This window comes from Azohydromonas sediminis (assembly GCF_003574675.1).
Taxonomy (GTDB): Bacteria; Pseudomonadota; Gammaproteobacteria; order Burkholderiales; family Burkholderiaceae_C; genus Calidifontimicrobium; species Calidifontimicrobium sediminis.
Genome location: NZ_QOAZ01000030.1, coordinates 30,379 through 41,320, shown reverse-complemented (window position 1 = coordinate 41,320; position 10,942 = coordinate 30,379). Strand labels below are relative to the sequence as shown.

The window sequence follows — 10,942 nt, the reverse complement described above, 5'->3', positions numbered from 1 at the left end:
CAAGATCGCACCGCAGTGGGTCGGTCTGGGCACAGGTGCGCCCGCAGCGGCCCTGGCGGCCGCGTAAGGGGTGCGGAAGATGAGAAATCGACCCGAATCAAGCGCTGCGAAGCGCGCACGAGCCCGTCGCAGCGACATCACCCGCGCAGCAGCGCCGCGTGACGTTCGTTCCTCTGGCCCTGACGCCAACCCGACGGGCGTCTGCGGCGATCAATTGCCTCTCAGCCTCTGACGCCCACGCGGCGCGCACGTCGGCGTGCAGCTGCGCCTCGCTGTCGATGCGGCCGCTGCTCTTGCCGTAGCCGCGGTAGTCGGGCATGAACAGGTCGTGACCGGCGCGGCGGTAGAAGCCGACGTCGGCGAACCAGCCGTCGAGGTTGCCGGCGTTGCCGTGCAGGAAGAACACGAGGCCCGCCGGCGCCGGCAGCTGCAAGTGCAGCGCGTGCAGCCGCGCGCCGGGCACGTCGACCCAGGTCTCGTGCACGTCGGGGCCGAACGCGAAGCGGTGCGCGGCCGGCAGCGGCTGCGGCATGAAGATCAGCCGCTCCTGCGCCGCCCACAGCAGCGCGAGCACCGCGGCATAGGCGCCGGCGGCGACCGCCGCGAACCCGATCCACATCGCCGGCGGCCGCGGCTTCAGGCCGCGGCGCACGCCGCCTACAGCCGCGGGTGCATCACGCGGAACCACAGCGGCGGCACCGACGCGAGGAACAGGCAGCCGGCGTAGCCGGTGGGCAGCTGCGGGCCCGGCAGCGCGGCCAGCGTCGGGTACGGCTTCCAGGCGTGCAGGTGGTGGTCGCTGTGGCGCTGCAGGTTGGCGATGAAGCAGTTCGTCAGCGCGTGGTCGGCGTTCCACGCGTGCTGCACGCCGAACGGCTCGCGCCGGCCGCCTTCGCCGATGCGCCGCTCGAGCCCGTAGTGCTCGACGTAGTTGATCGCCTCGAGCAGGAACACCGCGTAGGCCGCCTGCACGAGCCAGAACAGCAGCGCCGCACCGCCGCCGAAGGCGGCCAGCGCGGCGAGCAGCGCGAACTGCGCCAGCGTGGCCCACGCGAGCGCGCTGCGGTGCCAGCCGCGCCGCAGGCGCGCGAGCTGCTGCGCCTCGAGCCGCCACGCGCTCGCGAAGCTGCCCACCAGCGTGCGCGGCAGGAAGCGCCACAGGCTCTCGCCGTAGCGCGCCGTGGCCGGGTCGTCGCGCGTGGCCGCGCGCGGGTGGTGACCGCGGTAGTGCTCGACCATGAAGTGCGCATACAGCACGCTGCCCATCAGCAGCCAGCCGAGCGCGCGGTCGAGCCTGGACTTCGAGTGGCCGAGCTCGTGCGCGAACGTGATGCCCTGGCTGCCGGTGACGCCGCCCACGCCGAGGCCGAGCGCGACGACGGCCCACCACGAACCGCCGCCGTCGACGTGGCGCACCGCCAGCGCGACGCCGAGCGCGAGCAGCAGCGCCTGCCACAGCGCGTGCGCGCGCAGCACGGCAACGAATCCGGGCGTGGCCGACGCCGCCGGCGGCGGCGACGTCCAGCGCGGCGCGGCGCGCTCGACGAGCGCGAGCACGACCTGGAAGCCGAGCGCGGTGGCCCACGCGGCCCAAGGCGTGCGCCACGCCGCCACGCCGACCGCCAGCGGCATCAGCCACGCGAGCATGAAGCGCGCGGGCGATGCGGGAGTCGAGGCCGTGGTCGTCACCGCACGATGATGCGCGCCGCGCGCGCCACGCGTCAATGCGGGCTCGCCGCGCACGGGGCCCGGCCGCCGCAGTCGTTTTCGATAGCGTCTTCGATAATCGGCCGATGAATCCGCTGCTGCAGCGCCTGCACCCCTACCCCTTCGAGCGCCTGCGCGAGCTCACGCGCGACATCGTGCCGTCGCCGGCGCACCGGCCGATCAGCCTGGGCATCGGCGAGCCCAAGCACCCGACGCCGCCACTCGTCGAGCGCGCGCTGGTCGGCGCGCTGCAGGGGCTGTCGAGCTACCCGGCCACCGCCGGCACGCCGGCGCTGCGCGAAGCGATCGCCGGCTGGGTGCAGCGCCGCTACGGCGTCGCGCTCGACCCGGCGACGCAGGTGCTGCCGGTCAACGGCTCGCGCGAGGCGCTGTTCGCGTTCGCGCAGGCCGTCGTCGATGCGTCGCGGCCCGGCGCGACCGTCGTCGTGCCGAACCCGTTCTACCAGATCTACGAGGGCGCGGCGCTGCTCGCCGGCGCACAGGTGGCCTACGCGAACAGCGACCCGGCGCGCAACTTCGCCGTCGACTGGAGCGGCATCGACGAGGCGACGTGGGCGCGCACGCAGCTGCTGTACGTCTGCTCGCCGGGCAACCCGACCGGCGCCGTGATGCCGCTGGTGGAATGGCAGCGGCTGTTCGAGCTGAGCGACCGCCACGGCTTCGTGATCGCCAGCGACGAGTGCTACTCCGAGATCTACTTCGGCGACGAGCCGCCGCTGGGGGCGCTGCAGGCCGCACGCGCGCTCGGGCGCGACCGCTTCGAGCGGCTGGTCGTGTTCACGAGCCTGTCCAAGCGCAGCAACGTGCCGGGGATGCGCTCGGGCTTCGTCGCCGGCGACGCCGCGCTGCTGAAGGACTTCCTGCTGTACCGCACGTACCACGGCAGCGCGATGAGCCTGCCGGTGCAGGCGGCCAGCATCGCCGCGTGGAACGACGAGGCGCACGTGCGCGACAACCGTGCGCAATACCGCCTCAAGTTCGAGCGCGTCACGCCGATGCTCGCCGACGTGCTCGACGTGAAACTGCCCGACGCCGGCTTTTACCTGTGGGCCGGCGTGCCGGGGGCCGACGACGTCGCGTTCGCCCGTGGACTGCTCGCTCAATACAATGTCGCCGTCCTTCCCGGCAGCCTGCTCGCGCGCAGCGCGCGTGGCGTCAACCCCGGCGCCGGGCGCATCCGCATGGCGCTGGTGGCGCCGCTCGACGAGTGCGTCGAAGCCGCCGAGCGCATCGTCGCCTACACCCGAGCCCATCTGACATGAGCCAAGACCTCCAGTCCGTCATCGACCGCGCGTGGGACGAGCGCGCCCACCTGCCCGCCGCCGCGACGCCCGAGCTGCGCGAGGCCGTCGAGCAGGCCATCGCCGACCTCAACGCCGGGCGGCGCCGCGTCGCCGAGCGCCAGGGCGTCGGCCGGTGGACCGTCAACCAGTGGCTGAAGAAGGCGGTGCTGCTGAGCTTTCGCCTCAACGACAACGTCGCGATGCACGCGGGCGACCTGGCCTTCTTCGACAAGGTGCCGACGAAGTTCTCGCACCTCGACGAGGCGCAGATGCGCGCCGCCGGCGTGCGCGTCGTGCCGCCGGCCGTCGCGCGCCGCGGCAGCTACCTCGCCAAGAACGTCGTGCTGATGCCCAGCTACGTCAACATCGGCGCCTACGTCGACGAGGGCACGATGGTCGACACCTGGGCCACCGTCGGCTCGTGCGCGCAGATCGGCAAGAACGTGCACCTGTCAGGCGGCGTGGGTATCGGCGGCGTGCTCGAGCCGCTGCAGGCCAACCCGACGATCATCGAGGACAACTGCTTCATCGGCGCGCGCAGCGAGATCGTCGAAGGCGTGATCGTCGAGGAGAACTCGGTGATCTCGATGGGCGTCTACATCGGCCAGAGCACCAAGATCTACGACCGCGCCACCGGCGAGGTGATCTACGGGCGCGTGCCGGCGGGCTCCGTCGTCGTCAGCGGCTCGCTGCCGTCGGCCGACGGCAAGTACAGCCTGTACTGCGCCGTCATCGTCAAGAAGGTCGACGCGCAGACGCGCGCGAAGACCAGCATCAACGAGCTGCTGCGCGCCTGAGACGCGCGACGGCCGCGAAAGGATCGCCATGAGCAGCGCCGGCAACATGGAACGCGTGCTCCGCCTGATGGCGGAGAAGAACGCGTCGGACGTGTACCTGTCGGCCAACACGCCGATCCTGATCAAGATCGCCGGCCAGATCCTGCCGGTGTCGGACCAGGTGCTGACGCCGTCGCAGCCGCGCCAGCTGCTCGCCGAGCTGCTGACGCCGCACCAGCTCGAGGAGCTCGACGACACCGGCGAGCTCAATTGCGCGATCGGGCTGCCCAAGGTCGGCAGCTTCCGGCTGTCGGCGTTCCGCCAGCGCGGCTCGATCGCCGCGGTGTTCCGCTGCATCCCGTTCCAGATCCCGTCGCTCGACTCGCTCGGCGTGCCCGAGATCCTGTCGCAGCTCGTGCTCGAGAAGCGCGGCCTGATCCTGATGGTCGGCGCCACCGGCACCGGCAAGAGCACGACGCTGGCCGCGATGCTCGAGAAGCGCAACCAGGAGATGACGGGCCATATCCTGACGATCGAGGACCCGATCGAGTTCCTGTTCACGAACAAGAAGAGCGTCGTCAACCAGCGCGAGGTCGGCCGCGACACGCAGAGCCTGCAGGTGGCGCTGAAGAACGCGCTGCGCCAGGCCCCCGACGTGATCCTGATCGGCGAGATCCGCGACCGCGAGACGATGACCTCGGCGATCTCGTACTCGCTGTCGGGCCACCTCGTGCTCGCGACGCTGCACGCCAACAACAGCTACCACGCGCTCGGGCGCATCCTGTCGTTCTACCCGCCCGAGGCGCGCCCGTCGCTGCTGGCGGACCTCGCGTCGGGGCTGAAGGCCATCGTTTCGCAGCGGCTGATCCGTGCGGTGGCCGGCGGCCGCATCCCGGCCGTCGAGGTGCTGCTCAACACGCAGCTCGTCTCCGAGCTGATCGCGCAGGGCGACCTCGCCGGCGTCAAGGAAGCGATGGAGAAGTCGCTCGCCGAAGGCTCGCAGACCTTCGAGGAAGACCTCGCGAAGCTGATCGAGAAGGGCAAGATCACGCGCGACGACGGGCTGGCGTTCTCCGACTCGCCGAGCAATCTGATGTGGCGGCTGCAGAACGACACCAGCGCGATCTCGCGCGTGGCACCGAAGGCCGCCGCCCCCGAGCCCGACGGGCCGTCGTTCACCGAGATCACGCTCGACGTGCGCCCCGAGGAGCCGCGCTCGATCGCCGGCATGAAGCTGCCGCCGCTGCCGCCCGAGCGGCGATGACGCACCCCGCCCGCGACCCGCACGCCGCGCTGCGGCTGGCCGAGGCGCTGATCGCGCGCCCGTCGGTCACGCCCGACGACGCCGGCTGCCAGACGCTGATCGGCGAGCGGCTGCGCGCCGCCGGCTTCGTGTGCGAGACGCTGCTGCGCGGCCCCGACGACTTCCGCGTCACGAACCTGTGGGCCGTGCGCTGCGGCGCGCGACCGGGCCCGACGCTCGCCTTCGCGGGCCACACCGACGTCGTGCCGCCGGGGCCGCTCGCGCAGTGGACGAGCGACCCGTTCACGCCGTCGCACCGCGGCGGCAAGCTCTACGGGCGCGGCGCCGCCGACATGAAGAGCTCGCTCGCGGCGATGGTCGTCGCCGTCGAGGACTTCGTCGCCGCGCACCCCGACCACGCCGGGCGCATCGCGTTCCTGATCACCAGCGACGAAGAGGGCCCGTCGGTCGACGGCACGGTGCGACTCGTCGAGTGGCTGCAGCAGCGCGGCGAGCGGCTCGACGCGTGCATCGTCGGCGAGCCGACCTCGGTCGAACGGCTCGGCGACACGATCAAGAACGGCCGCCGCGGCTCGCTCAGTGGCCGGCTGCGCGTGATCGGCGTACAGGGCCACGTCGCGTACCCGCAGCTCGCGCGCAACCCGATCCACCAGCTCGCGCCGGCGCTGGCCGAGCTGGTGGCGATCGAATGGGACCGCGGCAACGACCACTTCCCGCCGACGACGTTCCAGGTCAGCAACGTGCATGGCGGCACCGGCGCGACGAACGTGATCCCGGGCGACGTCGTCGTCGACTTCAACTTCCGCTTCAGCACCGAGTCGACGCCGCAGCAGCTGCGCGAGCGCGTGCACGGCGTGCTCGACCGCCACGGGCTGCAGTACGCGCTCGACTGGACACTCGGCGGCGAGCCGTTCCTGACGCCGCCGGGCCCGCTCAGCGACGCGCTCACCGCGGCGATCCGCGCCACCACCGGCGTGACGCCCGAGCTGTCGACCACCGGCGGCACCTCCGACGGCCGCTTCATCGCGCGGATCTGCCCGCAGGTCGTCGAGTTCGGCCCCGTCAACGCGAGCATCCACAAGATCGACGAACACGTCGAAGCCGCGAGCGTCGACACGCTGGCCGCGATCTACCGCGGCACGCTGGAGCGCCTGCTGGCATGACGCTGCTCGACGCCGTGCGCGCCGCCAGCGCCCGCCTCGAAAAGGCGGGCGTTTGCTTTGGCCACGGCACGACCAATGCGTGGGACGAGGCCGTGTGGCTCGTGCTGTGGCGCCTGGGGCTGCCGCTCGACGACCTCGACGGCGTCGCGCAGCGCGAGCTGACGCCCGCCGAACAGCGCGCCGTCGACGCGCTGATCGACGAGCGCATCGCCACGCGCAAGCCCGCGGCCTACCTCACCGGCGAGGCCTGGCTGCAGGGCGTGCCGTTCACCGTCGACGAGCGCGTCATCGTGCCGCGCTCGCTGATCGCCGAAGTGATCGCCGACGGCACGATCGACCCGTGGCTGAGCGCGCACACGCGCCGCGTGCTCGACCTGTGCACCGGCAACGGCAGCCTCGCGGTGCTGGCCGCGATGGCGTGGCCCGACGTCACCGTCGACGCCGCCGACCTCAGCGCCGACGCGCTCGCGGTGGCCAGGATCAACGTCGAGCGCCACCACCTGGCCGACCGCATCACGCTGTTCCAGGGCGACGGGCTGGCCGCGGTCGGCGACCGGCGCTACGACCTGATCCTGTGCAACCCGCCGTACGTCAACGCGCAGTCGATGGCGGCGCTGCCGCCCGAGTACCGCGCCGAGCCGGCACTGGCGCTGGCCGGCGGCGCCGACGGGATGGACTTCGTGCGCACGCTGCTGCGCGACGCGCCGGCGCACCTGAACGACGACGGCGTGCTCGTGCTCGAGATCGGGCACGAGCGCGCGCACTTCGAGCACGCGTTCCCCCATCTCGAACCGGTGTGGCTGCCGACCAGCGCCGGCGACGATCAGGTGCTGCTGCTCGAACGCGGCTCGCTCGTCGACGCATCGGCGTCCCACACGTAAACGCCGACCCCGCTGGTCTTCGCGTGGCGTTTGGCCTTGGCCGCGGCGTTGGCGACTTCCTCGGCGGCGCGGAACCGCCCCGGCGCGATCCGAAGCACCCCGAGCGCCAGCGTCGTGCACGGATGGAAGCGCACGACGCCATCGCGGTCTTCGGCCCGGATGCCCCCTGCCGCGAGGTCGTCGGGATCGAACAAATCGCGCGCCCGGGCGTTGAACTGATCGACGATCGCGCGGCAACGGGCCTGCCAGTCGCCGCTCTGGAAGACGACGACGAAGTCGTCACCGCCCACGTGACCGACGAAGTCGCGGTCGGCCTCGACGTGGGTCAGCAGCACCTGGGCGAGCAGGCGGATCATCTCGTCGCCGCGCCAGTAGCCGTAGTGGTCGTTGTAGGGCTTGAAGTGATTCAGGTCGGCGTAGGCGACGGCGAACGGTGCGCCACGCTCGAGCAGGCGTTCGACGTGCTGCGTGATCGGGATGTTGCCGGGCAGGAAGGTCAGCGGGTTGGCGTGGCGCGCCGCCTCGATGCGCGCCTCGGTCACCGCACGCACGAGTTGCTCGCCGGTGCCCAGCCCGCGGTAGCGCCCGCCCTCGGTCAGGATGAAGCCCTGCGACAGGTAGCGCTGGTCGGCCGAGGTCAGCACCGCAATCAGGTCGTCGACCTGTGCGTGCACGTCCAGGCACAGCGGATGCGTGTTCGCGTGCAGCATCGCCGGGCGGCGACCATACAGTTCCTTGAAGAAGGGGCGCGCATACTGCGCGATGAATTCGCTGCGCACCAGCAGTCCGCAGGGCCGGTCGGCGTCGACGATCGCCAGTGCGGGCAGGTCCGCGCGGCGTTCGAAGGCCGCGAACACCTCGTCGTGCGTCGCCGTCACGGGCAGCGCCGGGGCGTCGATCAGAAGCCGTGACGCCGACCAGCCGCGGTTGCCCACGCGCTGACGCTGCGGCAGCACGGCGATGGCGTGGTCGGCGAGCACCTGTGCCGCCTCGCATTCGATCGCCTCGCGCAGCTGCGCTGCCGGCCGCCCGAGGAAGTACCCCTGCACCAGCGGCACGCCCAGGTCGCGCACGACGCGCAGCTCGGCAGCGGTCTCGACGCCTTCGGCCACGAGCTGCGCACCGAACGTCTCGGCCAGCTGCTGCAGCGCGCGAAACGTCTGCACCTTGTCACCGTTGCAGCCGACATCGCGCGTGAAATAGCGGTCGATCTTGACGATCTCCGGCTTGATCTGCGACCACAGCCTCAGGCTGGACCGGCCGTCGCCGAAGTCGTCGAGCGCCACGCCGATGCGTGCCCGGCACAGCTGCTCGGTCGCCTCCACCAGCGCGTCGACGTCGCGCACGTGCTCGTGCTCGGTCAGCTCCACGACCAGCGCCTCGCTGGCCACGCCCTGCGCACGCAGCAGGTCGAGCATGCGGCGCAGCTGACCGTCAGCCAGCGCCGCCAGCAGCGCCGCCGCACTGAGGTTGACCAGCAGACGCCCGCGCGCGCCCTGCGTGAGCCAACCGGAAAGCGCCGCCCGCACACAGGCGAGTTCGAGCGCTTCGGTGACCCCTTCGGCGCGGGCCGCCTGGAAGAGCGCCTCGGGGCCTGGCCACCGGCAGCCGGGTGGCGTGCGCACCAGCGCCTCGTGCCCGTAGACACTGCCATCGCGGCTGAGCACGATCGGCTGGTAGTGCATCAGCAGGGCGCGGCGCTCGACCAGCTCGCGAACGCTGCGCACATCCTTCGTCGCCGCGGACCAGGTCGTGGGGTCCATCGCCTCCCTCCTTGCACGCCAACTGCGGATATCGGCATCCCCCGAGGGCGACTTGAGGACGCCGGGCGCGGTGCAGGCGGCGACAATCGCGCCCCGTGATCACCCTGCGCAACCTCACCCTGCGCCGCGGCACCAAGGTCGTGCTCGAGCGCGCGAACCTCGTGATCAACCCGGGCGAGAAGGTCGCGCTGGTCGGCCGCAACGGCGCCGGCAAGTCGAGCCTGTTCGCGCTGCTGGCCGGCCGGCTGCACGCCGACGCCGGCGAGTGCGAGATCCCGCCGAAGTGGCGCCTCGGCGAAGTCGCGCAGCAGATGCCCGACACGGACGACGGCGCGACCGACTTCGTGCTCGCCGGCGACCTGCCGCTCGTGCAGGCGCAGCAGCAGCTCGCCGCCGCCGAGGCCGCCGACGACGGCCACGCGATCGCGCAGGCGCACCTCGCGCTCGAGGAAGCCGGTGCCTTCGACGCCCGCGCGCGCGCGCAGGCGCTGCTGCTGGGGCTCGGCTTCAAACCGGCCGAGCTCGACGCGCCGGTCAACAGTTTTTCGGGCGGCTGGCGCATGCGGCTGCAGCTCGCGCGCGCGCTGATGTGCCCGGCCGACCTGCTGCTGCTCGACGAGCCGACGAACCACCTCGACCTCGACGCGCTCGTGTGGCTGGAGAGCTGGCTGCAGCGCTTCGCCGGCACGCTCGTCGTGATCAGCCACGACCGCGAGTTCCTCGACGCCGTGACGACCGTCACCGTGCACTTGGACCACGCCGAACTGACCCGCTACGGCGGCAACTACACCGCGTTCGAGGAGATGCGCGCCGAGCGCATCGCGCAGCAGCAGGCGGCGTACGCGAAGCAGCAGGAGCGCATCGCGCACCTGCAGCGCTTCATCGACCGCTTCAAGGCCAAGGCGACGAAGGCGCGCCAGGCGCAGAGCCGCGTCAAGGCGCTGGCGCGCATGGAGCGGCTCGCGCCGGTGCTGACCGCGAGCGACTTCGCGTTCGAGTTCCGCGAGCCGGCGAACCTGCCGAACCCGATGCTCGCGCTGAAGGGCGTGGCCTGCGGCTACGGCTCAACGGTCATCGTGAAGGGCGTCGAGCGCACCGTGCTCGCCGGCCAGCGCATCGGCATCCTCGGCGCCAACGGCCAGGGCAAGTCGACGCTCGTGAAGACGATCGCGCGCGTGCTGCCGCCGCTGGCGGGCACGATCACCGAGGGCAAGGGGCTGGCGATCGGCTACTTCGCGCAGCAGGAGATGGACCTGCTGCACGCCGACGACACGCCGCTGCAGCAGATGGTGCGGCTCGCGCGTGAGGTCTCTCCGCAGGCGCGCGAGCAGGACCTGCGCAACTTCCTCGGCCAGTTCCAGTTCGGCGGCGAGATGGTGCACCAGCCGGTGGGCACGCTGTCGGGCGGCGAGAAGGCGCGCCTGGTGCTGGCCACCATCGTCTGGCAGCGTCCCAACCTGCTGCTGCTCGACGAGCCGACGAACCACCTCGACCTGCAGATGCGCGAGGCGCTGAGCATCGCGCTCAACGAGTTCGACGGCACCGTGATGCTGGTCAGCCACGACCGCGCGCTGCTGCGCGAGGTGTGCGACGAGTTCTGGCTCGTCGCCGACGGCACGGTGCAGCCGTTCGACGGCGACCTCGACGACTACCAGCGCTGGCTGCTCGAGCGCTCGCGCGCACTGCTGCGCGGCGGCGTCGCGCCGGCGACACCGGCACCGGCATCGGCGCCGGTGCCCGCCGCCGTCGCGGCGGCCCGTGCCCCCGCGCCCGCGCCTGCGAGCCGCCGCGACGACCGCAAGGCGCAGGCGCAGGCGCGCGCGAAACTCGCCGAACGCACGCGGCCGCTGCGCATCGAGCTCGAGCGCATCGACCAGCGCCTCGCAGTGCTCGCGCGCGAGCGTGCCGAGGTCGAGGCGGCGCTGTCGCAGCCCGGCGTCGCCGCGGCCGACATCGCCGAGCTCGGCCGCCGGCTGAACCACGTCGCCGCCGAGGTCGCGATGCTCGAGGAGCGCTGGCTCGAGGTCGGCGCCGAGCTCGAGCAAATCACGGCCGGCGGCTGACCCGTCCGCCCGGGCGCGCGC

Annotated in this window: 9 protein-coding genes; 6 read left to right on the top strand and 3 right to left on the bottom strand. The window is 72.1% G+C overall.

Annotated features, from left to right (window positions below):
* Positions 1–97 precede the first annotated feature (97 nt).
* Positions 98–619: an alpha/beta fold hydrolase gene (locus DRV96_RS14195; RefSeq protein WP_162911066.1), complete on the bottom strand. Its 522-nt coding sequence runs from the start codon at positions 617–619 to the stop codon at positions 98–100.
* Between the two features lie 38 nt (positions 620–657).
* On the bottom strand, positions 658–1,689 hold the full coding sequence (locus DRV96_RS14190; RefSeq protein WP_162911065.1) for an alkane 1-monooxygenase: 1,032 nt from the start codon (positions 1,687–1,689) through the stop codon (positions 658–660).
* A gap of 104 nt (positions 1,690–1,793) precedes the next feature.
* On the opposite strand from DRV96_RS14190, the gene dapC reads away from it, so the two are divergent.
* Genes dapC through prmB form a run of 5 tightly spaced genes read left to right on the top strand, consistent with a single transcriptional unit; the run spans position 1,794 to position 7,095 of the window.
* On the top strand, positions 1,794–2,990 hold the full coding sequence (gene dapC / locus DRV96_RS14185) for a succinyldiaminopimelate transaminase (RefSeq protein WP_119292253.1): 1,197 nt from the start codon (positions 1,794–1,796) through the stop codon (positions 2,988–2,990).
* Positions 2,987–3,808: a 2,3,4,5-tetrahydropyridine-2,6-dicarboxylate N-succinyltransferase gene (gene dapD / locus DRV96_RS14180; RefSeq protein ID WP_119292251.1), complete on the top strand. Its 822-nt coding sequence runs from the start codon at positions 2,987–2,989 to the stop codon at positions 3,806–3,808. The genes dapC and dapD overlap by 4 nt, the downstream gene beginning before the upstream one ends.
* A gap of 46 nt (positions 3,809–3,854) precedes the next feature.
* Positions 3,855–5,051 carry a PilT/PilU family type 4a pilus ATPase gene (locus DRV96_RS14175; RefSeq protein ID WP_119292264.1) on the top strand — a complete coding sequence of 399 codons (1,197 nt, stop codon included), beginning with the start codon at positions 3,855–3,857 and terminating at the stop codon, positions 5,049–5,051.
* On the top strand, positions 5,048–6,214 hold the full coding sequence (dapE, locus tag DRV96_RS14170; protein WP_119292249.1) for a succinyl-diaminopimelate desuccinylase: 1,167 nt from the start codon (positions 5,048–5,050) through the stop codon (positions 6,212–6,214). The genes DRV96_RS14175 and dapE overlap by 4 nt, the downstream gene beginning before the upstream one ends.
* Positions 6,211–7,095, top strand: coding sequence for a 50S ribosomal protein L3 N(5)-glutamine methyltransferase (gene prmB / locus DRV96_RS14165; RefSeq protein WP_119292247.1), 885 nt, complete (start codon positions 6,211–6,213; stop codon positions 7,093–7,095). The genes dapE and prmB overlap by 4 nt, the downstream gene beginning before the upstream one ends.
* Here the strand turns inward: prmB and DRV96_RS14160 are convergent.
* Positions 7,038–8,858, bottom strand: coding sequence for a GGDEF domain-containing protein (locus DRV96_RS14160; RefSeq protein ID WP_119292245.1), 1,821 nt, complete (start codon positions 8,856–8,858; stop codon positions 7,038–7,040). The genes prmB and DRV96_RS14160 overlap by 58 nt on opposite strands.
* Positions 8,859–8,953: 95 nt before the next feature.
* Here DRV96_RS14160 and DRV96_RS14155 point away from each other — a divergent pair, with 95 nt between their 5' ends.
* On the top strand, positions 8,954–10,921 hold the full coding sequence (locus DRV96_RS14155) for an ABC-F family ATP-binding cassette domain-containing protein (protein WP_119292243.1): 1,968 nt from the start codon (positions 8,954–8,956) through the stop codon (positions 10,919–10,921).
* Positions 10,922–10,942 lie beyond the last annotated feature (21 nt).

Coding starts and splice junctions, on each gene's coding strand:
- dapE (WP_119292249.1), top strand. CDS start 5,048: ATGACGCACCCCGCCCGCGACCCGCACGCCGCGCTGCGGCTGGCCGAG.
- dapD (WP_119292251.1), top strand. CDS start 2,987: ATGAGCCAAGACCTCCAGTCCGTCATCGACCGCGCGTGGGACGAGCGC.
- dapC (WP_119292253.1), top strand. CDS start 1,794: ATGAATCCGCTGCTGCAGCGCCTGCACCCCTACCCCTTCGAGCGCCTG.
- prmB (WP_119292247.1), top strand. CDS start 6,211: ATGACGCTGCTCGACGCCGTGCGCGCCGCCAGCGCCCGCCTCGAAAAG.
- DRV96_RS14175 (WP_119292264.1), top strand. CDS start 3,855: ATGGAACGCGTGCTCCGCCTGATGGCGGAGAAGAACGCGTCGGACGTG.
- DRV96_RS14195 (WP_162911066.1), bottom strand. CDS start 619: ATGTGGATCGGGTTCGCGGCGGTCGCCGCCGGCGCCTATGCCGCGGTG.
- DRV96_RS14160 (WP_119292245.1), bottom strand. CDS start 8,858: ATGGACCCCACGACCTGGTCCGCGGCGACGAAGGATGTGCGCAGCGTT.